The organism is Parapusillimonas sp. JC17 (assembly GCF_052180245.1).
In the GTDB taxonomy this organism is placed as follows: domain Bacteria; phylum Pseudomonadota; class Gammaproteobacteria; order Burkholderiales; family Burkholderiaceae_B; genus Parapusillimonas.
Genome location: NZ_CP197474.1, coordinates 1,451,395 through 1,473,271, shown reverse-complemented (window position 1 = coordinate 1,473,271; position 21,877 = coordinate 1,451,395). Strand labels below are relative to the sequence as shown.

The 21,877-nt window shown below is 61.8% G+C and carries 20 protein-coding genes and 1 tRNA gene; 15 read left to right on the top strand and 6 right to left on the bottom strand.

What is annotated here, in order from left to right:
• The 4 genes from pgl (at position 1) to ACSBPU_RS07105 (ending at position 3,717) form a co-directional block, all read left to right on the top strand.
• Positions 1-675 (top strand): 6-phosphogluconolactonase, encoded by a 675-nt coding sequence (gene pgl / locus ACSBPU_RS07120; protein ID WP_442596760.1) that lies wholly within the window; start codon positions 1-3, stop codon positions 673-675.
• A complete protein-coding gene (locus ACSBPU_RS07115) occupies positions 656-1,726 on the top strand; it encodes a glucokinase (RefSeq protein WP_442596758.1) in 1,071 nt (356 codons plus the stop codon). The genes pgl and ACSBPU_RS07115 overlap by 20 nt, the downstream gene beginning before the upstream one ends.
• The gene (locus ACSBPU_RS07110) at positions 1,629-2,531 is read left to right on the top strand and encodes an SIS domain-containing protein (RefSeq protein ID WP_442596756.1); all 903 of its coding nucleotides are present in this window, start codon (positions 1,629-1,631) and stop codon (positions 2,529-2,531) included. Before ACSBPU_RS07115 ends, ACSBPU_RS07110 begins: the two co-directional genes overlap by 98 nt.
• Before the next feature lie 154 nt (positions 2,532-2,685).
• Entirely contained in the window at positions 2,686-3,717 is a 1,032-nt protein-coding gene (locus tag ACSBPU_RS07105; RefSeq protein ID WP_442596754.1) for an adenosine deaminase, read from the top strand.
• Positions 3,718-3,772: 55 nt separating this feature from the next.
• Here ACSBPU_RS07105 and ACSBPU_RS07100 read toward each other — a convergent pair whose 3' ends face one another.
• The gene (locus ACSBPU_RS07100; protein ID WP_180067861.1) at positions 3,773-3,982 is read right to left on the bottom strand and encodes a cold shock domain-containing protein; all 210 of its coding nucleotides are present in this window, start codon (positions 3,980-3,982) and stop codon (positions 3,773-3,775) included.
• Between the two features lie 225 nt (positions 3,983-4,207).
• Between ACSBPU_RS07100 and ACSBPU_RS07095 the strand changes: the two genes are divergently transcribed.
• From ACSBPU_RS07095 to ACSBPU_RS07075, 5 genes are all read left to right on the top strand, one after another.
• Positions 4,208-4,771, top strand: coding sequence for a DNA-3-methyladenine glycosylase (locus ACSBPU_RS07095; RefSeq protein WP_442598263.1), 564 nt, complete (start codon positions 4,208-4,210; stop codon positions 4,769-4,771).
• A gap of 168 nt (positions 4,772-4,939) precedes the next feature.
• A tRNA-Arg gene (locus ACSBPU_RS07090) sits at positions 4,940-5,016 on the top strand.
• Between the two features lie 335 nt (positions 5,017-5,351).
• A complete protein-coding gene (locus ACSBPU_RS07085) occupies positions 5,352-6,623 on the top strand; it encodes an ATP-binding protein (protein WP_442596752.1) in 1,272 nt (423 codons plus the stop codon).
• Entirely contained in the window at positions 6,613-7,953 is a 1,341-nt protein-coding gene (locus ACSBPU_RS07080) for an HD domain-containing phosphohydrolase (protein ID WP_442596750.1), read from the top strand. The genes ACSBPU_RS07085 and ACSBPU_RS07080 overlap by 11 nt, the downstream gene beginning before the upstream one ends.
• Positions 7,950-10,331 carry an EAL domain-containing protein gene (locus tag ACSBPU_RS07075; protein ID WP_442596748.1) on the top strand — a complete coding sequence of 794 codons (2,382 nt, stop codon included), beginning with the start codon at positions 7,950-7,952 and terminating at the stop codon, positions 10,329-10,331. Before ACSBPU_RS07080 ends, ACSBPU_RS07075 begins: the two co-directional genes overlap by 4 nt.
• Before the next feature lie 142 nt (positions 10,332-10,473).
• Here the strand turns inward: ACSBPU_RS07075 and ACSBPU_RS07070 are convergent, their stop codons facing one another.
• From ACSBPU_RS07070 to ACSBPU_RS07060, 3 genes are read right to left on the bottom strand one after another with little or no spacing between them, the layout of a single operon-like run.
• Positions 10,474-11,214, bottom strand: coding sequence for an ABC transporter ATP-binding protein (locus ACSBPU_RS07070; RefSeq protein WP_442596746.1), 741 nt, complete (start codon positions 11,212-11,214; stop codon positions 10,474-10,476).
• On the bottom strand, positions 11,207-12,409 hold the full coding sequence (locus ACSBPU_RS07065; protein ID WP_442596744.1) for an ABC transporter permease: 1,203 nt from the start codon (positions 12,407-12,409) through the stop codon (positions 11,207-11,209). The genes ACSBPU_RS07070 and ACSBPU_RS07065 overlap by 8 nt, the downstream gene beginning before the upstream one ends.
• Positions 12,410-12,424: 15 nt before the next feature.
• Entirely contained in the window at positions 12,425-13,627 is a 1,203-nt protein-coding gene (locus ACSBPU_RS07060) for an efflux RND transporter periplasmic adaptor subunit (RefSeq protein WP_442596742.1), read from the bottom strand.
• A gap of 101 nt (positions 13,628-13,728) precedes the next feature.
• Here ACSBPU_RS07060 and ACSBPU_RS07055 point away from each other — a divergent pair, with 101 nt between their 5' ends.
• Both ACSBPU_RS07055 and ACSBPU_RS07050 read left to right on the top strand, forming a co-directional pair.
• On the top strand, positions 13,729-14,658 hold the full coding sequence (locus ACSBPU_RS07055) for a phosphoribosyltransferase family protein (RefSeq protein ID WP_442596740.1): 930 nt from the start codon (positions 13,729-13,731) through the stop codon (positions 14,656-14,658).
• A gap of 77 nt (positions 14,659-14,735) precedes the next feature.
• Positions 14,736-15,896, top strand: coding sequence for an alpha-hydroxy acid oxidase (locus ACSBPU_RS07050; RefSeq protein WP_442596738.1), 1,161 nt, complete (start codon positions 14,736-14,738; stop codon positions 15,894-15,896).
• A gap of 12 nt (positions 15,897-15,908) precedes the next feature.
• On the opposite strand, the gene ACSBPU_RS07045 is transcribed toward ACSBPU_RS07050, so the two are convergent.
• Positions 15,909-16,499 (bottom strand): phenylacetic acid degradation protein PaaY, encoded by a 591-nt coding sequence (locus ACSBPU_RS07045; RefSeq protein ID WP_442596736.1) that lies wholly within the window; start codon positions 16,497-16,499, stop codon positions 15,909-15,911.
• A gap of 36 nt (positions 16,500-16,535) precedes the next feature.
• A complete protein-coding gene (locus ACSBPU_RS07040; protein WP_442596734.1) occupies positions 16,536-17,540 on the bottom strand; it encodes an MBL fold metallo-hydrolase in 1,005 nt (334 codons plus the stop codon).
• 95 nt (positions 17,541-17,635) lie between these two features.
• On the opposite strand from ACSBPU_RS07040, the gene ACSBPU_RS07035 reads away from it, so the two are divergent.
• The 4 genes from ACSBPU_RS07035 to ACSBPU_RS07020 all read left to right on the top strand — a co-directional run bounded on the left by ACSBPU_RS07035 (position 17,636) and on the right by ACSBPU_RS07020 (position 21,867).
• Positions 17,636-17,986, top strand: coding sequence for a DUF6152 family protein (locus ACSBPU_RS07035; protein WP_442596732.1), 351 nt, complete (start codon positions 17,636-17,638; stop codon positions 17,984-17,986).
• A gap of 29 nt (positions 17,987-18,015) precedes the next feature.
• Entirely contained in the window at positions 18,016-18,495 is a 480-nt protein-coding gene (locus ACSBPU_RS07030; RefSeq protein ID WP_442596730.1) for a DUF6644 family protein, read from the top strand.
• Between the two features lie 84 nt (positions 18,496-18,579).
• Positions 18,580-19,119: a hypothetical protein gene (locus tag ACSBPU_RS07025; protein ID WP_442596728.1), complete on the top strand. Its 540-nt coding sequence runs from the start codon at positions 18,580-18,582 to the stop codon at positions 19,117-19,119.
• Positions 19,120-19,131: 12 nt separating this feature from the next.
• Entirely contained in the window at positions 19,132-21,867 is a 2,736-nt protein-coding gene (locus tag ACSBPU_RS07020) for an ATP-binding cassette domain-containing protein (protein ID WP_442596726.1), read from the top strand.
• Positions 21,868-21,877: the final 10 nt, after the last annotated feature.

Sequence of the window (21,877 nt, the reverse complement as noted above, 5' to 3'; positions counted from 1 at the left end):
ATGTGGCACGAGTACCCAGACGCAGCGTCGTGCATAGTCGACCTTGCCGCCCATATCGCCGCGGTGCTCCGGCGTGATATTGCCGACAGCCAGCAGGCCGGGCTAGCGGTTTCCGGGGGCCGTTCGCCCATCGCCTTGTTCGACGCCTTAAGCCAGATACAACTCGACTGGGAGCTCGTCACCATTACCTTGGTCGACGAACGCTACCTGCCGTCCACGCATGCCGACAGCAACGAACGCCTGGTGCGCAAGCATCTATTGCAGAACCGCGCGGCGGCGGCGGGCTTCCTGAGCCTGGCATACCCGCCGGAGGGCATGCAGGCCAATCTGCTGCGGGCGAACCGGCAGAAACATCACATTACACTGGCCGTGCTGGGAATGGGCGAAGATGGCCATACGGCCTCGCTTTTTCCGGGCGCGCCGCAGCTGGCACGGGCACTGGATACTGCGCGTGACGACCGCTATGTGCATGTGTCGCCGGCCAAGGCGCCCTACGAGCGGATCAGCTTGAGCCTGAACGCCCTCATGCACACTGGCGGGCTGGTCCTGTATATCAGCGGACAGGCGAAACGCTCGGTATACGAAACGGCCGCTAGGAAGGTCACGTCCGCCCTGCCCATCAGCTACCTGATCGCCCAAAAGGAGGTACCCTTTGATGTTTACTGGCACCCATGACCGCCCGCACCATCTCGTTGCCGACATCGGGGGCACGAATGCGCGCTTCGCGCTGTGCTCGGGTCCGACCTCCCTGGAGTGCATCGCCGCCTGGCCGGTCAACCACTTCCCTTCGCTGCACGAAGCCATCGAGCACTACCTGGGAGAATGCGGCGAGCCCGAGATCGCCGGAGCGGTCATTGGCATTGCCAACCCGGTGCTGGGCGACCATATACAAATGACGAATTTCAGCTGGTGCTTCTCGATCCAGGATTTGCGCAGGAAGCTAGGGCTCGATGCCCTGCATGTCATCAATGACTTCACGGCCCTGGCGCTGGCGCTGCCCCACCTGACCGAACAGGACCTGCGGCAAGTGGGCGGCGGCAAGAGCGTGGCCCAGACTCCCCTGGGCGTCATCGGCCCCGGCACAGGGCTGGGCGTATCCGCCCTCATTCCCACGCCCCAGGGTCCGTGGCTCCCCTTGGCGGCGGAAGGAGGCCATGTCAGCTTCGCAGCGTGCAACACGCTCGAACAGCGGCTCTGGGAACATGCGCGGGCGGAATTCGGTCATGTCTCCATGGAGCGGATGCTCTCGGGTTCCGGTCTGCAGTTCATCTACCAGTGCCTGAGCCGCGAGCAAGGCCGGCAGGCCGAAGCGCTCGGCCCCGCCGACATCAGCCTGTTGGCCATTTCCGACAAGGATCCCATCTGTCGCGAGGCCCTGGATGTCTTCTGCGCCATACTCGGCACGGCGGCAAGCGACCTGGCGGTGACCCTGGGCGCGCGCGGCGGCATCTACCTGGGCGGCGGCATCATTCCCAAGCTCGGGGAATACTTCCTTACCTCCCCGTTCCGTGCCCGCTTCAATGACAAAGGCCGGTTTTCGGATTATCTTTGCGCCATTCCCGTTTTCATCATCGACGCGGCCTACCCGGGGCTCATCGGCGCCGCCGCCTATCTAGAACAACTCGACCATGACCCCATCCCTGCCGACACGGATAGCGCAAGACCTGCCAACGCTCAGCGCGGCGGAGCGCAAGGTCGGCCAACTGCTGCTCGATCGGACGCATGATGTCGCCCATGCGGCTCTGGGCGACGTCGCCCGCCTGGCCGGCGTCAGCGAGCCGACCGTCATCCGCTTCTGCCGCTCCATGGGCTACAAGGGCTGGCCTGACTTCAAGATCAAATTCGCCGCCAGCCTCATGACCGGCGTGCCGTATGTGCATTCCACGCTGAACGCCGATGACGGCGCGGGGATGCTCGCCGCCAAGGTCCTGGACAACGCGGTGTCCGCCCTGCTTCGGGCGCGCAATGACGTCCAGGCAAGCCAGATAAGCGCCGCCATCGATCTGATCGACCAGGCGCGGCGCGTGGAATTCTATGGCGTGGGGAACTCCGGCATCGTGGCACAAGACGCTCAGCACAAGTTCTTCCGGTTCGACCTGGCCACGGCCGCCTATTCGGACAGCCATGTGCAACTGATGGCAGCCTCCTTGCTTGGGCCTTCCGATGTGCTGGTGGCCATCTCGCATTCCGGCCGCTCCCGCGAGATCCTGGATGCCGTCAAATTGGTGCGCAAGAATCGTTGCCCCGTCGTAGCCATTACGGCAAGCGGCACGCCCCTCGCCGAGCAGGCCGACGTCTTGCTTCGGGCAAACACCCAGGAAGACACGGAGCTCTACAGCCCCATGATCTCGCGCCTGGTGCATCTGGCACTCATCGACGTAATTGCCCTGGGCGTGGCCCTGAAGCGCGGCAACGAGGCCAGCCGCAGCCTGGAAAAGACGAAAAAGAGCCTCACGGAAAAACGCCTGTCCTCGGGGTTGCCCTCGGGGTCAGACCCCATACGGGGTCTGACCCCAGACGATCGCCGATGAACAGGGTCAGACCCGCATGGGGTCTGACCCTGGACGGTCGTCGATGATCGCCGATGAGCGGGGTCAGACCCCGTACGGGGTCTGACCCCAAAAGATCGACCTCAAACGATCGCCTGTAGAATGGCCTGGATCCGACGATGCCAAAGGCCAGGCCATGACTATCCTCCCACATCCCGATCCCGCACTCGCGGTGTTCGTCCGCTCGCTTCCGAAGGCAGAACTGCACCTGCATATCGAAGGCACGCTGGAACCGGAATTGATCTTCGAACTGGCTCGACGCAACGGCATTGAACTGCCGTATCCTTCGGTGGACGCGCTGCGCGCGGCTTATCAATTCGACAGTCTCCAATCCTTCCTGGACCTGTATTATGCAGGTGCCGGCGTGCTGATCCAGGAGTCGGATTTCTACGACATGACCATGGCGTATCTGCGCCGGGCACGGCACGACGGAGTCGTGCATGCAGAAATCATGTTCGATCCGCAAACACATACCGCGCGCGGCGTTTCCATGGAAACCGTCTTCGCCGGCATCGCGCGCGCCCTGCGGGAAGCCCGCGCCGAACTGGGAATCAGCGGCTATTTGCTGTTGAGCTTCCTGCGGCACCTTTCCGAGGCCGATGCCTTTTCCACCCTGGAACAAGCGCTGCCGCTGCGCGAACAGTATGCCGACCTCTGGATAGGCATAGGGCTGGACTCCTCCGAAAAAGGCAATCCACCGGAAAAATTCACGCGCGTTTTCGCCCACTGCCGAGGGCTAGGATTCCGCCTGGTCGCACATGCCGGCGAAGAGGGCCCCGCAGCCTATGTGCGGGATGCGCTCGACCTTCTGCAAGTGGAGCGCATAGACCATGGGGTCAGAAGCGAAGAGGATCCCGAGCTGATGCGGCGACTGGCAACGGACCAGATACCGCTCACGGTATGTCCTTTGTCCAACCTGAAGCTCTGCGTCTTTCCCACGATGCAGGCGCACAACCTGGTCCGGCTGCTGCGCCAGGGCTTGCTGGTCACCATCAATTCCGATGACCCTGCTTATTTCGGCGGCTACGTCGCCGACAATTACCTGGCCTGTGCCTCGGCCCTGGGCCTGAGCACGGCAGACCTGATCACGCTGGCCGGCAACAGCATCCGTGCGTCGTTCCTGCCGCCCGACCAAAAGGCGCATTGGCTGGCGCGCCTGCCAATGTAGCCGGCACAATAAAAAAACCCACCTTGCGGTGGGCTTTTTTTGCATCAGGACTGTATTACAGGACCTGGATGGACTTGGCTTGGGGGCCTTTTTGGCCTTCCGATGCTACGAAGGAAACGCGCTGGTTCTCTTCGAGCGACTTGAAGCCTGTACCGAGGATGTCGGTGTGGTGAGCGAAGAGGTCCTTGCCACCCGATTCAGGCTTGATGAAACCATAGCCTTTTTCGTTGTTGAACCATTTAACAATACCGATTTCAGTTTGCATTTTTGCAATCCCTATAAAAATTGAGCGACATGCCCTTTAAGGAAGACTGTCAAGGTGTAGAGATTTGAGCAAAAAAGTACTGAGGTACTGAATTTGTACTAACTTCAACGAACTTGAAAATCTAGTCTGCCATGCTATAGATAAGGGAAACGCGCGTCAACTGTATCCTCGAGTATATTCAACAAATTACGCCTTTTTTTGTATCGCGACGTGACACTTTCCCCTATGCACAGCCTGCCGCCCATGCTGCCCCGGTCTTTTTACGACCGGGACACCGTACTCGTGGCCCAAGACCTGTTGGGCAAACTTCTTGTGCACCGCAGCGGTGAAACCGCCCGGATCGGGCGTATCGTCGAGGTCGAAGCCTATCTCGGGCCGCAAGATTTGGCGGCTCATTCCTCCAAGGGCCTTACTCCCCGCACTCGCGCCATGTTCGGCCCGCCGGGCCATGTCTATGTCTATCTCATCTATGGCATGCACCACTGCATGAATGTCGTGACCGACGCCCCGGGCACCGGCACCGCGGTGCTGCTGCGCGCGCTGGAGCCCGTGGCCAATCTCGCTGCTCCGGCAAACGGCCCGGGCCGCCTGTGCAAGGCCATGGGCATAGACAAGTCCCACTATGGCCACGATCTATGCAGCGATGACCTCTATATTGCAGAAGCCGGACAGGCGCCGCCCTTTTCCATCGTCACCCGACCACGCATAGGCGTGGACTATGCCGGCGACTGGGCTGCCCGCCCACTGCGCTTCTATATAGAGGGCAATCCGCATGTATCGAAGAAATGATCATGAGGGGCCAGACCCCGGGGTTCGTACGTTAGGTGTCAGACTCCATGCAGGGTCTGACCCCAGCGTCAACGTGCGGACCCGGGGTCAGACCCCGCATGGGGTCTGACCCCCAACCCCCGCCGTGACAAGAAAAAAAAACCGTGTTATAGTTACGCCTCTTTCACAGCGGCTGTAGCTCAGTTGGATAGAGTACTTGGCTACGAACCAAGGGGTCGTGGGTTCGAATCCTGCCAGCCGCGCCAGAATTACCCAGTTCATGAACTGGTTGAAAACCGCCTAGAGCTCCAACTCTCTAGGCGGTTTTTTCTTTGCCCGTTTACTTTGCGCTATTTGCTTTTATAGCGGCGGAACTTCATGCCGACGGCCTTGAAGCTGACCCGAATTCAAAAAGGAAAAGGCGCCCCGCCGAAATCAAAGGCGGAACTTCAATCCCGACGGGCGACAAAAATGTATCTTCATGTAAAATCACCCTTCTCGGTATATCGTTACAACGGTTGCCGGACTATTCTACTCAGTTGCATTGCATACCTGGTTTTGGCGGATCCCCTCTGCGAAGCAGGAAAAATCCTATATTAAAATGATGCAAGAACTATTCCGTGACCTTCAGAACGTAGCGCCGTTGGGCTTCATCGTGCTCGACAAAAATCATATGCTGTATTTCGCAAACAGCTACATGGTCACGCAAACCGGCATCGGCAACGACGCCGCCGGCCGGGAGCCGGCTTCCGTCTATCAGGGCATCGATGCCACCGCCCTAGCCGCGGTGCTGCGGCTTTGCAACGACTACGCCGGCAAGGCGGTCATCGCCGACGATGACCATACCCAATTGGAAATCCACGTCCCGATGGCGGGTGAAACGCCTCGCGTGCTGCACGGCCTGCTGTATTTTTCCTTCATCGATTCCGATGGCTGCCCGTACTACGCCCTGTTCTTCTGCGAATTCCACCCTCGCAACGCCAGCCCGTTCCACAAGAGCTTCAGCCGCGCACTGCAAGAAATACGCCAGACCCGCATAGACCAGCAGCGCTTGCTTGGCGAACTCGAACGTGCCAACGATCAGTTGCTGCGCTCCGACAAGCTGGCCAGCATCGGGCAGCTTGCGGCGGGTGTCGCCCATGAAATCAATAATCCGGTCGGCTATGTCTTCTCGAATCTCAAGACCCTGGCCAGCTACGTCCGCGACCTGATCAAAATAGTCGATACCGTTGAAGACCTGGATAGCCTCGACGAAATACGCCGGCTCAAGCAGAATCTGGACTATCAATACATACGCAGCGACGTCGAAGCGCTGATTCAGGAATCCGAAGAGGGCATTGGCCGCATCAAGCGCATCATTTCGTCGCTACAGGATTTTTCCCACATCGGAACCAACGGATTCTGCGCGGTCGATCTGCACCAGGGCATCGAATCCACGCTCGGCATCGCCGGCAACGAGATCCGCCAGAAAGCGGTCATCGTCAAGGAATACGGGAAATTGCCGCCGGTGGAATGCGATATCTCCCAGATCAAGCAAGTCGTGCTGAACCTGGTCGTCAATGCGGCGCAGGCCATCGCGACCACGGGCACGATCACCATCCGAACAGGAACAAAAGACACCGAAGCCTGGCTGGAAGTCGAAGACACCGGCAAAGGCATCGACCAGGCAAGTTCGCAACGCATTTTCGAGCCCTTTTTCACCACCAAGCCTTTGGGCCAGGGCACCGGCCTAGGGCTTGCGCTGTCGAACAGCATCATTCAGAAACACCAGGGACGCATAGAAGTATTCAGCGAGCTCGGCAAAGGCACACGCTTTCGAGTCTGGCTACCCATCAAGCAGGCGGCGGCCAAGGAGCCATCCAATGCAGTCTGAACAGTCCGGCGAGCAGTACAGCGCAACCCTGCTCTTAGTCGATGACGACCCATACATCACGAACAGCATCAAACGGGCGCTGTACCGGAAGCCTTATCGCATACTGGCGGCGGACAACGGCGCAGCGGCTGTGTCGCTGATGGAAACCTATGTCGTGGACCTGGTGATCTCCGATGTCCGCATGCCCGCCATGGACGGCGCGACCCTGCTCGGAGAGATCCGGCGCCGCTGGCCCGACTGCATACGCATGCTGCTTACCGGCCATGTCGACATTTCCGCAACCATCCAGGCCATCAACGACGGCCATATCTATCGATACATCACCAAGCCATGGGACGACGGCGAGCTCATCTGGATCATCGAGCAGAGCCTGGCTCATCGAAACGCTGAAAAAGAGCGAGAGCGCCTGCAGAAGCTGGCCCACGAACAGAACGAAGAACTGCAGCGCCTTAACGAAACACTGGAAGCCCGGGTGCAGGAACGTACCGCCGAGCTTTCGCAAGCGACGGCGCTGCTGGACAAGGCCTATTCCGACCTGCAGCACAGCTTCGTCACCGCGACCGAGGTTTTTTCATCACTCATCAACCAGCGCCTGCCCAGAAGCCGGCAGACCAACCGGAAGGTCATCGAGCTCGTCCGACGCTTCTGCGATCTGCGCGACATGGACTCCAAAGAACGGCAAGATCTCGAAATGGCCGCCGCCCTGTATAACGTCGGCAAGCTGACATGGCGGGATGAAATGATCGCTTTGCCCCTGGAGAAGCTGGAAAGCGCGCAAACCGCGCTGTATCGCCAGTATCCTCGTATCGGCGAGAACCTGTTGACGGCGCTCGAGCCCGCTGCACGCGCCGCGCAAATCATCTATCACCATCTGGAGCGCTGGGACGGCGCGGGATTTCCGGACCGGCTGTCCGGCGACGCCATTCCGTGGGGATCCCGTTTGCTCAAACTGGCCGTCGACTACATCGAAATGCAGATGGGCATGATCGCGCCGAAACCGCTTACGCCAGAAGAAACCCTGGAGATCATGGGGCTGAATCGCGGCAGCGTGTACGATCCCTTGCTTTTCGACCAATTCCTTGCATTCACGACCGAAGAAAAAAAGGACGAGGAACCCGCCGATTCCAACATCCTGGAACTGGCATCCATCAGCCTGATACCGGGCATGGTCATTGCCAAGAACCTGTACTCGGCCGAAGGGACCCTGCTGCTCAGCAAGGGCAAGCTGATCAGCGAACGGCTGATTGAAAAACTGCGTAACTTCGAGAACAATGCCGGTGTCCATTACATCTTTCACGTAGTGCAGCCGGAGCAGGATCCAATCCAGTGAATATATTTCCCCTCCCTGGTCAGCGCAACGGGGACGCTTACTCCTTACGCCTTCCCGGCGTGCAACACTTGCTGCTGCAAGTGCTTTCAATCGCCGTGGTCGCCATGGCGCTGGGCGCCTGGGCGATGCATTGGATCTATGCGCAAACGGGGGCAGCGTCGGGGAGCGTGCTGATCTCTACCGCCTTCGCCGGAAGCCTCTTCGCTTGCGGCAGCCTGCTTTGCCTGGCCTGGAGCAAACCCAGGCTCTCCACCGCCCTTGGCGTTGCCTCGCTGGCGCTCATACTGATATTCCGGGGCGCACCCGAATGGGCCGCCTTTTGGCCTCTGGGCCGACCGCCGGCCGCCAATCTGGGCAGCCTGCTCGTCGTGGCGGGCTCCATGCTGGCCATCTGGATGCCGGCAACCATCGAAACGCAGCCGACCGCCTCGATGCGATCCAGCCTCGTCGTCATCGTCCTGGGCGCAGCGGCAACAGTCCTGGCCTCGTGCTTCCTGGCCGACGCCACGCGTGCAGCCCCCCAGGATGACACATTCAGTCTCCTGCCAGAGCTTTTTTTCCTGACGGGCCTGATCATCACTTTCCTGTTCATGGTAAGCCTGCACCTGACGCGCGTCGCGCAGGCCCAGTCCCTGCGCCTGCGCGACTACGCCCTGCGCGATCCACTCACCGGCCTTCCCAATCGCCGCGTGCTGGAAAAACGCCTCCGTGCCGCCTGCGAGCAGGCTCGCAAAGAAAAAACCGATGTGGCCGTTGTCTTTCTCGACCTGGACGGGATCGAGTTCATCAATAACTCGCTGGGCCACGCCATCGGCGACAAGCTCCTTGTCCGGGCCTCTCAGCGCATGCAGGAGCTCGTGGGCGGCAAAGGCATGGTGGCGCACCTGACCAGCGACGAATTCGTCGTGCTGTTCACTGGCCTGCAGCAGCCCGAAGTCGAACAATACACTCGTGAACTGATACAGGCGCTGGCACAACCATATTTCGTCGAGCACGGCGGGCTGCGCGCAAGCGCGAGCGCCGGCATACGGGTTTCGAGCGGCAACGTGGAAGATCCGCTGGAGCTCATACGGGAGGCCGACCTGGCCATGCTCCGGGCCAAGCAGGAAGGCAGAAATACCTGGCATATGTATACCCATGACATGAGCGCCGCAATTGCAAAGCGCCTGGCGCTGCGGAACGACCTCCAGCAAGCCATGGACACCGATGCGCTGGAATTGCATTACCAGCCTATCGTCGACGGCCTGACGGGCCGCGTCGTCAGCGTCGAGAGCCTGCTGCGCTGGCGCCATCCCGAACGCGGGCTCATACAACCTTCGCAGTTCATTCCCCTGGCCGAGGAAACCGGCCAGATCATACGCCTGACCGAATGGGCGCTGGAAACCGCCTGCCAGGCCTGCCATACATTGCGCAAGCACGGCCTGCTGGATGTGCGTGTCGTCGTCAATATCTCGCCCCTGTATTTCCAGCGGGCCGACTTCGTCCAGAGCATACGCCGCGCGCTGCACAACGCAGGCCTGCCCGGCACGGCGCTGGAAATCGAAATCACCGAAAGCCTGCTGTTGGCCAACAAGGAAGAGGCCGTCACCAAGCTGGCGGAATTGCGCGGCATCGGCCTGTTTACATCCATCGATGACTTCGGCACGGGCTATTCGAGCCTCAATTACCTCAAGAACCTGCCCGTCGACAAGATCAAGATAGACCGCAGCTTCGTGACGGACATCGTGACGGATACCGCCGACGCCGCGATTTCCCAAGGCATCATCTCGATGGCGCACCACCTGGGATTGAGGGTGGTCGCCGAGGGAATAGAAACCGAAGCGCAGCTCGCCTTCCTGAAGCGGAACTACTGCGACGAATTCCAGGGCTATCTGCTGGCACGCCCGGTCCCCATGGACGCACTGATTTCGAATCTCAGCGCCGGCAACTGCCGGATCGCCCTGCCGGACACGCCCGACGTGCCGACGTCCGACCGCGTGCTGCTGCTCATCGACGACGAAAAAAACGTATTGAATGCGCTGGTTCGCCTGCTGCGCCGCGACGGCTACCAGATACTCACCGCAACCAACCCCGGAGAGGCCTTCAATATCCTGGCGACACATGACGTACAGGTCGTGGTGTGCGATCAACGCATGCCCGAAATGAACGGCACCGAATTCTTCAGCAAGGTCAAGGATCTCTATCCCAATACGGTGCGCATGATTCTTTCGGGCTACACCGAGCTCAAATCCGTCACCGACGCGATCAACCGCGGCGCCATTTACAAGTATCTGACCAAGCCCTGGGACGACGAAGAACTGCGCAGCGACGTCCAACAGGCGTTCAAGGACCGGAAGCCCGGCGCTGACCTGAGGGGTCAGACCCCATACGGGGTCTGACCCCAAAAACCGGGAAAAGGGGTCGGACCCCGTATGGGGTCCGACTCCAAAAGCCGCGAACAGGGGTCAGACCCCACATGTGGTCTGACCCCAAAGGCCGGGGAAAAAAGGGGTCAGACCCCGCATGGGGTCCGACCCCAGATCAAAAGGTCAGACCCCATGCGGGGTTTGACCCCTGGTCCGATTCGATCCCGCCATCCACCAAGGTGATCTTGCGATCGCAGATGGCCGACAGGCGAGGGTCGTGGGTGACGAGCAGCACGGCACAGCCGTACTCGCGATTGAACTTGCGAAACAGCTCGAAGACCGAGGAGGCTGTCCGGGTGTCCAGATTTCCCGTCGGCTCATCGGCCAGCAACAGCGCGGGGCGCGTGATCAGTGCGCGGGCGATCGCCACGCGCTGCTGCTGGCCGCCGGAGAGCTCGTCCGGCTTCTTGTGCACGTATGCTTCGAGGCCGACCTCCGCCAGCAAGGCGCGGGCGCGATCGCGCTCTTCGGTGCTGGGCTTCCCTTTGGCCACCATGATGGGCATCAGAACGTTCTCGAGCGCGTCGAATGCCTGTATGAGGTGATGGAACTGGAAAACGAAGCCGATGCTGACGCCCCGCAAAGCCGTCCGGGCCGCATCGTCCATGCCCCTTGTGGGCTGGCCCAGCAAATACAGTTCTCCCGCAGTCGGCTGGTCGAGCAGCCCGATCATGTTCAACAAGGTGCTCTTGCCCGAACCGGATGGCCCGACCAAGGCTGCGAAATCGTGGCGTCCGATCTCCAGGTCCAGCCCATGCAAGACCTCGGTCTCGTTCGGCTTGCCCACGTTGTAGGACTTGCGCAGCCCTTCCAGCCTCAGTACCGGCGCTGCTTCATGCATGGCTGCGTCAGACATAGCGTATGGCCTCCACCGGATGCAGCCGCGAAGCCCGGGCGGCGGGCGCCGCGGCCGCCAGCACCCCAGTCGCGGTCGCTGCGAGCATGGTCAGGGGAATCAGCGCGACCGACAAAGGTATGTAGAACAGTTTCGGACCAAAGGTGTTGAATCCCCACACAAGGCCGATGCCCACCATGACGCCGCCGATGGATCCGGCCAGGCCCAGCAGGCCTCCCTGCAACAAGAAGACCCTGAGCACCTGGCCGCGGCGCGCTCCCATCGCCCTGAGTATCCCGATCTCGCGCGTGCGCTGCGTGACGCTCACTGCCAGTACGCTCGCTATGCCGAAGGCCACCGACACCGCCACGAAGAAGCTGACCATGTTGGTCGCGATGCGTTGTGACGTCAAGGCGTTCATCAACTGGGAATTGGTCTCGATCCAGCTTTCCGCTTTCAACCCCGTCAGCCGTTCTATCCGTCGCGCGACATCATTGGCCGAAAACAGATCGGATACGGTCAGGTCGATCAGCGTGATGCCTCCGGGAATGCCCAGCAGCGCTTGCGCCTGCTTCATGTCGACATAGACATAGCGGAGATCCAGTTCGCGCACTCCAAGCTGAAAAATGCCCTTTACCGTCACCACCGCCGTTGACCCTTCACCCGTATCCAGCCGCAGCCGGCTGCCGATGGTCGCGCCGAGTTCGTCCGCAAGCAGGCGCCCGACGATCGCATCGCCCGCTGAAAGGCTGAAGCCGCCTAGGACCATATGGTCGTGGATACGGATGATGCGTTCATAGCGTGGCGGATCGACGCCCATCAGCGAAACGGCCTTGCGAACGTCGCCGCGGCGGACATAAGCCGGCCCTGACACGACGGGAGAAACGGCCCGCACTTCCGGGAGCGTGTCCAACGTGTCCCGGAACTGTATCCAGTTATTGATCGAGCGCAGCCGCTGCGCGCGCTTGTCCTCCAGCAGCAGTCCCTGCTGGCCCTCCGGCAGGGATGCGAGCCGGTTGACCTCTTTTTCGGGCTCCACCCTGATATGGGACTGAGTGCCCAGCGTACGCTCGATGATGTTCGCTTGCAGGCCATTGATCAGGGTCGTGACGAATACGATAACCGCCACGCCTACCGTTACGCCCACGAGGATCATGAGCGTCTGGGACCAGCCCTGACGCAGGAACCTCAATGCAACGAGTGCTTCGAGCCACATATGCCTGTTCCGCCATCACCGGAAAGTTACGGGCGCACCCGCAATTTCCGGACGCGCCAAAGGAAGCGCCAGCTCCGTCAGGCGCACGCGCGTGCCGGCTTTGACGTCGTTGCGATTGAGCACCCGGTCTCCGTCACGCAAGCCGCTCGTCACCTCCGTCATGACAAGGCCTTTCAGGCCGAGCTCGACGGGCACGCGCTCCACGACGCCATTCCGCACGGCGAACACCACCGCCGCATTGTTCCGCTGTTCGAACAGTCCGTCGTTGGGAACCGCGATCGCGTTCTCGCGCCGGCCCGTCGATATATTCGCCGTTACAGTCAGGTCGTCGCGCAAATAAGGCGGCGGCGAGTCGATGACCAGGCGGACATCCACCGTGCCGCGCATGGGATCGATGCTCGGCGCGATACGCTTGACCTTCGCATGGAAGCTTTCCGCGGGATAGGCATCGGCGATGCAGACAGCGCGCTGGCCCAGCGCCAGTACACCCAGATTCCGCTCGTCCAGCGGCACCAGGACCTCGACGCCGCTGTCGCGTGCGATCTCGAACAGGACCTGGCCGGGCTGCACAAGGTCGCCGGCCTCTACCGCCTTGACCAGGACCGTGCCCGTGAAGCCCGCCCGCAGGACTGTCTTGGACAACGCCGCCTCGGCAGCCGCCAGACGTTCGCGCAGCAACGCTTCCTCGGTGCCGTCCGGCGACAGCCGGGCCGCCTCCAGCTGCGCCTGCTCCTCATCGGCCAAGGCGGTGGCCAAGGCGTTGTCGGCCTGTTCCTTGACCTCGCGCGGGATGGCCCGCGACGCCAGCAGCACCTTGCGCCGGTCGGCTTCACGGCGTGCCTGCACGAGCTGGGCCTGAGCCTGCCGCAGCCGCGCCTGCGCTTGCGGCCATCTGGCGCGCCGCAACTGGTCCAGTTCGGATTGCGCCTCACGGCGGCGCGCCTCGAACTCGTCGGCGCGCAGCGTCAGCAATACGTCGCCGGCCGCGACGCGCTGCCCCTCTTCGACCCGCCGCTCCATCACCACGCCTGTGATCTCCGATCCGACCTGAGCCCGGGAAGAGGAAACGACCCGCCCGGTCGCGACCACGTTCTGCACCAGCGTCATGGCTGAAAGACGATAGGCGCCGATCATGGGTCCTTGCCATTGCCGGTAGCCAAGAACGGCCAGGATGCCGAGCATTCCGACCAATATCAATAACCGAGTTGTTCGCTTCATCCGGGCCATCAGGCATTCATGTCATGTCGACAGGGTCAATTGGCCAGTATAAGGGGTTTCCTGGTTACACTCGGTAAGCATTCCCTCGCTCCATCGAACCCATGCCCCAGCACTGCAATGCGTTTCCCTACGACTATGCGCTCATCGAAAGCGTGATATCGGAGTATCTGCCGCAATGGCGCGCAGAACGCTTCGATGCCGTGGTGGCCATCGCCCGCGGCGGGATCGTGCCTGCCACCATGATCGCCACCGAACTGTCCCTGCCCTTGCACGCAGTGGCGTATGCGCGCAGCCAGCGCCGCGTCTCCTGGTATACCGTCGACCGGCCACCGGCGCGCTGCCGCATACTGCTGGTCGAGGACATCGCCGGCCGAGGCACTACCCTGTCGGACAGTGCCGACTTCCTGCGCCGTAGGGGCTACGAGCTGCGGATCTTCGCCCTTGCGCACGACACCGAGTCGCGGATCCGGCCAGACTTCGGCCCGGCCGTTCCAGATGGATGCCGCGCCTGGTTCCCTTGGGAGCGCCACTCGATCACCGACGCTTTCGATGCCACGTTCAATCGGCCTCGCCGGCCGCAGCATGAGTATGCCTCGTGGGCGATAGACCTGGATGGCGTGTTGCTGATGGATCTGCCCCAAGAGCGCTACGCCATGGCGCTGCACGACACGCTGGCGGAACGCGACCTCCTGCCCCTTAACGAGACCCTGCCCGCCCTCGACCTCGCCCGAAGCACCATCATCACGGGGCGTCCCGAGCAGGACCGCCCGCGAACGAGAGCCTGGCTGGACCGCCACGGCTTCATGGGGCCGCTGATCATGCGCGATGAATCCCGGCACGGTGCCGCCGACACGTCCCGGCACAAAGCCGCCGCCATCCTGGAGCGCCGGCATACTCACTTCATCGAAAGCGATCCCGTCCAGGCGCTCGACATCGCCCGCCGCGCCAAGCTGGCGCGCGTCATCTGGTGGAACGGAGGCGATGCCGTCATGGTCTACGCGCATTCCGTCGACACACTGAAGTTCCTCTGAATCGCCATGGTGGATTTTCCGCGAACAATGCGTTACTTTTTGCGCTGTTCTGTCCGATAACATCAGGAGCCTCCAAATTGTCCACACCGTCCAAAATCACCTGCGTCGAGGACTTCCGCCTGCTTGCCCGCCGGCGCGTGCCCAGGATGTTCTACGATTATGCCGACTCCGGGTCCTGGACCGAGGGCACATACCGCGCCAACGAAACCGACTTCCATAAACTGAAGCTGCGGCAGCGGGTGGCGGTAGATATCGACAAACGCAGCCTGCGCAGCACGATGATCGGGCAGGACGTGGCAATGCCGGTCGCCATTGCGCCCACCGGCCTGACGGGCATGCAGCACGCCGACGGCGAAATCCTGGGTGCCAAGGCGGCCGAGAAGTTCGGCATACCCTTCACCTTGTCCACCATGAGCATCTGCTCCATCGAAGACATCGCGGCGCATACGCACAAGCCTTTCTGGTTCCAGCTGTACGTCATGCGGGACCGCGACTTCATCGAACGGCTGATCGACCGCGCGAAGGCGGCGAACTGCTCCGCCCTCGTCCTTACGCTCGACCTGCAGGTGCTGGGCCAGCGCCACAAGGACATCAAGAACGGGCTCTCCACTCCGCCCAAGCCCACCCTGGCCAACATGATCAACCTGGCCACCAAGCCGCGCTGGTGCCTGAACATGCTGGGCACCAAGCGACGCAGCTTCGGCAACATCGTCGGCCACGCCAAGGGCGTCGGCGACCTGTCATCGCTGTCTTCCTGGACCGCCGAGCAGTTCGACCCCAGCCTGAGCTGGAAAGACATGGAGTGGATCAAGCATCGCTGGGGCGGAAAGATCATCGTGAAAGGCATCATGGATCCCGAAGACGCGCGCCTGGCCGTGGAATCGGGAGCGGACGCGCTGGTCGTCTCCAACCATGGGGGCCGTCAGCTCGACGGCGCGCCTTCATCGATTTCCGCACTGCCCGCCATCGCGCATGCCGTAGGCAAGGAAATCGAAGTCTGGATGGACGGCGGCATCCGCTCTGGGCAGGACGTCCTGAAGGCCATCGCGCTGGGTGCAAGCGGGACGATGATAGGAAGGTCGTTCTTGTATGCGCTCGGCGCCATGGGCGAAGCCGGCGTCACCCGCTGCCTGCAGATGATCGCCAATGAAATGGACATCACCATGGGCTTCTGCGGGCGCAACGACATCCGCAACGTCGATCGCTCCGTTTTGCTGAATCCCGAAATCTTCGACTGAATCGGCCTGCCGCTACCTTGACGGATTAATGACGTCCAGCGGCAGGCGAGCGCGGTTTTCCTCGACCCGGTCCAGAGGATCCACCGCCCGCATGGTTTGCAGGCATCGGGTCGTCAGCAATTGATATTGCCGCGTGCCGTACGACTTATGATCGATGTCCGCGTCTGTCAGTTCGCGCAGCACGCGCGCAGGCGCGCCCACCACCAGGCTGCGCGGAGGAATCGTCATGCCGACCTTCACAAAGGCCATCGCCGCCACGATGCTGCATTCGCCGACGACGGCCTGGTCCATCACGACCGCGTTCATGCCGATCAGGGCGTTGCGGCCTATGGTACAGCCATGCAGGACGGCGCCATGCCCGACATGACCGTCAACGTCGACAATGGTGTCGTTCTCGGCTACGCCGTGTATCACGCAGGTGTCCTGTACGTTCGAACCGCGGCGCAGCTCGATGCGGCCGAAATCGCCGCGCAGGCTGGCAAGCGGCCCCACATAAACGCCAGGCCCGACGATTACGTCGCCGATCAGCACCGCCGTCGGATGCACATAGGCCTCCGGGTCAACGACTGGTGTAATTCCATTGATTGCATAAACCTTCAACATTTCGTCTCCATGAACTTTTGAAAGCGCGGCCCGGTATCAGTTGGCCGGCAACGGCGCGTACTCGGCGGGAATCCATTCGTAGCGTTCGCCCGCATGGCGAACATGGCCGATGCCCGGGAAAGGCAGATGCGCACCGGCAATCCAGTATTTTTGCTTGACCGCATCGGCCAATACCTGGCGCCGGCTCGCAATGGCCTGCTGCGGATCGGTATCGAATTCGATCGATACCTCAGGCCGGACGAATTGCACGGCGTGGCTGTGTATGACGTCGCCCCATATCAGCATTGCCTGGCCATCGGAAGCGAACATATAGCCCCCATGCCCCGGCGTATGCCCGTGCAGGGGCACGGCTTCCACGCCGGGCATCAGGCGTTCGCCCGTCTTGAAGCGCTTGAGCTTGCCGGCCGCGCGATAGGGAGCGACGGCGGCTTGCGCCATCTTGAAAAAGGGTTGGGCGTCCTGGGGGGCCTGCGCCGCAATCTCGGTATTGAGCCAGAAGGCGGCTTCATCCTCGGCCACGTGCAGCGTCGCATTGGGGAACGCGGGTGCGCCGTCGGGGCCGACGATGCCGCAAGCATGGTCGCCATGAAGGTGGGTGAGGAGAACCGCATCCACCTGCGCGACGCTGTATCCCGATGCCTCGATATTGCGGGAGACGGCTCCGAGCGTGGGGCCTAAACAGGTCGCGGCGCCGGCATCGACCAGTATCAGGTTCTTGCCGGTATGGACCAGATAGGCGTTCACCGCCGTCTGCACCCCATTCGGCGAAACCGGTACGAAACCGTGCTCGATCAAGCGCGCAAGCTCTTCGCTGCCGGCGCCTTTCAGGAGATCGACGCCCAATGGAATGCTGCCGTCGTACAGCGCGGTGATTTCAAAGCCGCCGAGCATCATGCGATAGTAGCCGGGCGCCTGTGATGCCTGCATGGCGGGTACCTGCGCAAACGCGGCGGGACATCCCGACACGGCGCCGAGCGCGGCGGCGAGAATCGTCGCGGCAAGGCGTCCTTTGCGGCGCAGCGCGAAGAAGGGTGTTTTCATAGCGGAACGCATGCAATGGCCTCCAATGAAAAGAATGCACTCGATTCTATCGTGACTATAATCGGCTCGTCGCCCACTTTCATACGGAGACCGACATGCCGCTCAAATCATTGCTTGGCGCGCTCACGCTGAGCCTGCTCGGAAGCGCCGCCTGGGCGCATCATGGCTGGAGCGCCTACGATGCCGACAAGGTCATGAAGCTGGAAACCACGCTGACCGACGTGCAGTACAGAAACCCGCATGCCCAGGTGAAGATAGAACATCAGGGTCGCGAATGGGACGTCATCCTTGCCCCCACCCGCCGCATGGAATCGCGCGGCCTGCCCAAAGAGGCCTTGACCAAGGGCAAATCGGTAAAAATAGAAGGCTATCCACGCCGCGACGGCACACCGGAAATTCGTGCCGAGCGCATCACCGTCGATGGCAAGACCATCGAGCTGCGTTGACGCCCGTCGAAGCCGGAAAATAGACGACCATGATCATCGCTCAGTGGGCGGCGTGGCTGGAGCACTCGCCGCTCGGAGAATGGATGCGCACTTCGGGCAGCGCCTATCCCATCGTCAATATCATTCACCTCGCGGGCCTCGTCCTGCTGCTGGGCGCGATGCTGTTGCTGGACCTCCGTCTTCTGGGCCTTGCCCGAAAATTTCCGCTGCCCGATGTCTCGGCGCTGCTGACCCCGCTGGCCGCCGGCGGACTCGTCCTGCTGCTTGCCAGCGGCACCCTGCTGTTCGCCGCGGATGCCGGACCATTGCTGAATAATCCTCTTTTTTTCATCAAGCTGGCCTGCATCGTTTTGGGGATCGCCAACGCCTGGCTGTTCAGGAAGCTCTGGTCCGGCCGCCTTGAAGCATGGGACGTGGCCGCCCCCGCGCTGGGCCGCGTCCAGGCGGCCGCATCGCTCGCGCTATGGATAACGGCAGGCACCCTCGGCCGCCTGCTGGCTTACTTCTAGCGGCGCCTGCCTCGTCGATTCAGCACGCTCTCGGCATACGATTTGCTGGCCGAGCACCAGTCAACCATACTGCGAGGACTGGAAATGAGCGTAGCGCACACGCCCCCCGGCAGCGCCCTGGCCGGCAGAGCCGCCGCAAAGGAAGCCGTGGACCTTGCCCTGCCCATGATCGAAAAAGGCATCGCTTCACGGCGGCTCGGTGAAAGCGGCTTCCTGTACATCGTCATCATGGACCCCGCCCTGGGCCCCGCCGACTGCGGCTTCGAGCAAGCCATTCTCTATGAATACTCCGTGGGCGACCGCGACGCCTGGGACGCGGACTATGCGCAATACGCGCGGGAGAAGGCAAGAGTATGCTGGCGCGCCCGACGCAGTGGCCATGAGCTCCGCTATATGGCACCGCACTTGCTGCGCGCGACCGATACCGGCGTCTGGGGCGGCATATGGCACGAAGGCATCGCAGTGGGCGTCAGCGGAGCCGATCCCTGGTTCGACGAGGCGGTCGGCACCAGCATCGCCAGCCTGTTGCGCGCGATCGCGAAAAAGAAAGCCTTGCAGATCCCTGAACGCCTGGAACTCGGCGAGCATGATGCGGCCAGGCCGCGCCCGCTCCCCTTGATCTGAACGATGGTCCTCTTGAAAAAATACGTCAAGGCCATTCGTCCCCCGAAACTTGGTTCGTCGGGTCAACGCGAAATCGCCGCCACCATATGGGAAGTCGTCTGGCGATTTCGCCGGCGCACGGCCGCCGCGCTTGCCCTGCTGGTCGCGGCCAAGATATTCGCCCTGCTGGTTCCGGTTGCACTGAAGAACATCATAGACAGCCTGGAAGGCGAAACCTCTTCCCTGTCGCTGCCTGTCTTCCTGCTCCTGGCCTATGCCTTGTTGCGATTTCTATCAGGAGTTTTTACCGAACTGCGCGACATGGCCTTCGCCAAGGTTGCCGCTACCGCCGTCGCGGACTTCACCGTCCGGGTCTTCGACCACCTTCACCAGTTGGGCGCTCGCTTTCATGGCGGCCAGCAGACAGGAGCGTTTGCGCGGGATGTTTCCAGGGGGACGGCGGGCATAGGCTTCCTGCTGGGCACAGCCCTGTTCACGGTACTGCCGACGGTCATCGAGATCGTATCCATCGTCATCATCCTGCTCTCGGCCTATGCCATGGGGTTCGCCGCCGTGCTGGCGCTGACCTTCATCGCCTACACCATTCATACCATCGTATTCACGGAACGACGGATTCGCCACCAGCGCGCCCTGAACGAGCTGGATTCAGCGGCCAGCGGGCATCTGGTGGACAGCCTGACGAACTATGAGACCGTCAAGCTGTACACCAGCGAACAGGCGGAATCGCAGCGCTTGGGCGGCATCATGAATCGCTGGATCGGTGTCGGCCTGGAAAATCAGAAAGCGCTGTCCATTCTTCATGTCGGGCAAAGCGCCATCATCGCCGCCGGCGTGGCGACGGTCATGCTGATGGCCGGCCAGGATGTCGTCGACGGCACGCTCACGGTGGGCGATCTGGTGCTGATCAATGCCTATGTCATACAAGTATGCCTGCCGCTCAATACGCTCGGCCTGGTCTTTCGCCAGACGCGCGAGGCGTTGATCAATGCCGAACGCATGTCCAACCTGCTGCGCCTGCCGACGGAGACGGAGGCCGGCGATGAGCTGCCCGCGCTGCAGGTCGCTGGCGGCGCCGTCAGCTTCGACAAAGTCGATTTCGCCTATGAACCCGCCCGGCAGATTCTGCATGAGGTGAGCTTTCGCATAGAGCCGGCCCAGCAGGTCGCGGTGGTAGGTGGCAGCGGTTCCGGGAAATCGACGCTGGCGCGCCTGCTCCTTCGCCTCTACGACACCGATCACGGCAGCATCTCCATAGACGGCCAGGACGTGCGAAGCGTCACCCAGGCCAGCTTGCGCGCCAGCATCGGCGTCGTGCCGCAAGAATCCCTGCTCTTCAACAACACCATCTTCTACAACATCGCCTATGGAAAGCCGGGAGCGACCGCCGCCCAGGTGATAGACGCCGCCAAAGCCGCCCGCATCCATGATCTGATAGAAAGCCTGCCCTCTCAGTACGATACGCCCGTCGGCGAACGGGGCGTCAAGCTTTCGGGCGGCGAGCGTCAGCGCATTGCCATCGCGCGGGCCTTTCTGAAGAACCCGCCCATACTCGTGCTGGATGAAGCCACCTCCGCCCTCGACACACGCACCGAGCGAGCCATCCAGCAGGAGCTCAAGCATCTGTCGCGCGGACGTTCCACGCTCATCATCGCGCACCGTCTGTCCACCATCGTCGATGCCGACCTGATCCTGGTCATGGACCACGGCCGCATCGTAGAGCGCGGTACGCATCAAGCGCTGCTGCGCATGCAAGGCCAATATGCCCAGATGTGGCAGTTGCAGCTGCAGCAGGAGGCTCTGGACGAGACCGGGACCCGGCTCAGTCCTCAGCCGATCAATCTGGTGGCCCTGGTGGCGGGAGTCATCGATTCGCTGCGGGCCGCCATCGATGCGCGCGGCACCGCCCTCTACACTTCGATCCGCGCCGATGCGGCCCGCGTCACAGGCGATCCGGCCGCCTTGCAGCGGTTGCTTGCAGGGATGCTGGAGAATGCCGTCGCCTTCACGCCGTCCGACGGACGCATAGCGATAAGTCTTGAACGCCAGGGAGGCGACGTTGCGGTGATCATCACGGACGGACGACTGACGCATCGCAACGACGAACCGGCCGTGGCGTCCGGAAGCGATGAAGCGTCGTTGCCCGCAGTGACCGAAGCCGAGGTGGAGCTGCTTGATCCACTCCGTGCAAGTGCACTGATGGAGCAAATGGGTGGGCGGTTCGAGACACGGCCGGCCGCGGACGGTTCCGGCCTGGCATTCGTTCTGAGCATGCCTTTGCGCGCCGTCGTCGACCGTGCACCCCGGCCGCTGCCTCAACCCGCAATTCCAGAACCCCTCAAAAGCCTGAGCATCTATATCGTGGATGACCTGCAGGAGGCGCGCATGCTGCTGGGGGAATCGCTGGAAGATCATGGCGCTCGGACGATTCGATTCGCATCCGGAGAAACAGCGGTCAATGCGCTCAACGAACTTCCACAGGATCGATGGCCGGACGTGCTGGTTTGCGATATTTCCTTGGGCGAAATCGATGGATACCAGGTGATGGGCCGGATCCGACAGATGGAGGAGCAACGCAATGTCCCGCTCGCGCGCCGCCTTCCCGCCATCGCGCTTTCCGGGCATTCCGCCAATGAAGATCGTCTTTATGCATTGCTTGCCGGCTTCCAGGTCTACATGACCAAGCCGGTGGACCCGCGCGAACTGATTGCCACGGTTCTCGCTTTGACCAGGGGCACGGTACGCCCTTGATGCCCGCCTC

Excerpts from the sequence above, each read along its gene's own strand:
- pgl (WP_442596760.1), top strand. The coding sequence starts at position 1 with ATGTGGCACGAGTACCCAGACGCAGCGTCGTGCATAGTCGACCTTGCC.
- ACSBPU_RS07115 (WP_442596758.1), top strand. The coding sequence starts at position 656 with ATGTTTACTGGCACCCATGACCGCCCGCACCATCTCGTTGCCGACATC.
- ACSBPU_RS07110 (WP_442596756.1), top strand. The coding sequence starts at position 1,629 with ATGACCCCATCCCTGCCGACACGGATAGCGCAAGACCTGCCAACGCTC.
- ACSBPU_RS07105 (WP_442596754.1), top strand. The coding sequence starts at position 2,686 with ATGACTATCCTCCCACATCCCGATCCCGCACTCGCGGTGTTCGTCCGC.
- ACSBPU_RS07100 (WP_180067861.1), bottom strand. The coding sequence starts at position 3,982 with ATGCAAACTGAAATCGGTATTGTTAAATGGTTCAACAACGAAAAAGGC.
- ACSBPU_RS07095 (WP_442598263.1), top strand. The coding sequence starts at position 4,208 with ATGCACAGCCTGCCGCCCATGCTGCCCCGGTCTTTTTACGACCGGGAC.
- ACSBPU_RS07085 (WP_442596752.1), top strand. The coding sequence starts at position 5,352 with ATGATGCAAGAACTATTCCGTGACCTTCAGAACGTAGCGCCGTTGGGC.
- ACSBPU_RS07080 (WP_442596750.1), top strand. The coding sequence starts at position 6,613 with ATGCAGTCTGAACAGTCCGGCGAGCAGTACAGCGCAACCCTGCTCTTA.
- ACSBPU_RS07070 (WP_442596746.1), bottom strand. The coding sequence starts at position 11,214 with ATGTCTGACGCAGCCATGCATGAAGCAGCGCCGGTACTGAGGCTGGAA.
- ACSBPU_RS07065 (WP_442596744.1), bottom strand. The coding sequence starts at position 12,409 with ATGTGGCTCGAAGCACTCGTTGCATTGAGGTTCCTGCGTCAGGGCTGG.
- ACSBPU_RS07060 (WP_442596742.1), bottom strand. The coding sequence starts at position 13,627 with ATGAAGCGAACAACTCGGTTATTGATATTGGTCGGAATGCTCGGCATC.
- ACSBPU_RS07055 (WP_442596740.1), top strand. The coding sequence starts at position 13,729 with ATGCCCCAGCACTGCAATGCGTTTCCCTACGACTATGCGCTCATCGAA.
- ACSBPU_RS07045 (WP_442596736.1), bottom strand. The coding sequence starts at position 16,499 with ATGTTGAAGGTTTATGCAATCAATGGAATTACACCAGTCGTTGACCCG.
- ACSBPU_RS07040 (WP_442596734.1), bottom strand. The coding sequence starts at position 17,540 with ATGAAAACACCCTTCTTCGCGCTGCGCCGCAAAGGACGCCTTGCCGCG.
- ACSBPU_RS07035 (WP_442596732.1), top strand. The coding sequence starts at position 17,636 with ATGCCGCTCAAATCATTGCTTGGCGCGCTCACGCTGAGCCTGCTCGGA.
- ACSBPU_RS07030 (WP_442596730.1), top strand. The coding sequence starts at position 18,016 with ATGATCATCGCTCAGTGGGCGGCGTGGCTGGAGCACTCGCCGCTCGGA.
- ACSBPU_RS07025 (WP_442596728.1), top strand. The coding sequence starts at position 18,580 with ATGAGCGTAGCGCACACGCCCCCCGGCAGCGCCCTGGCCGGCAGAGCC.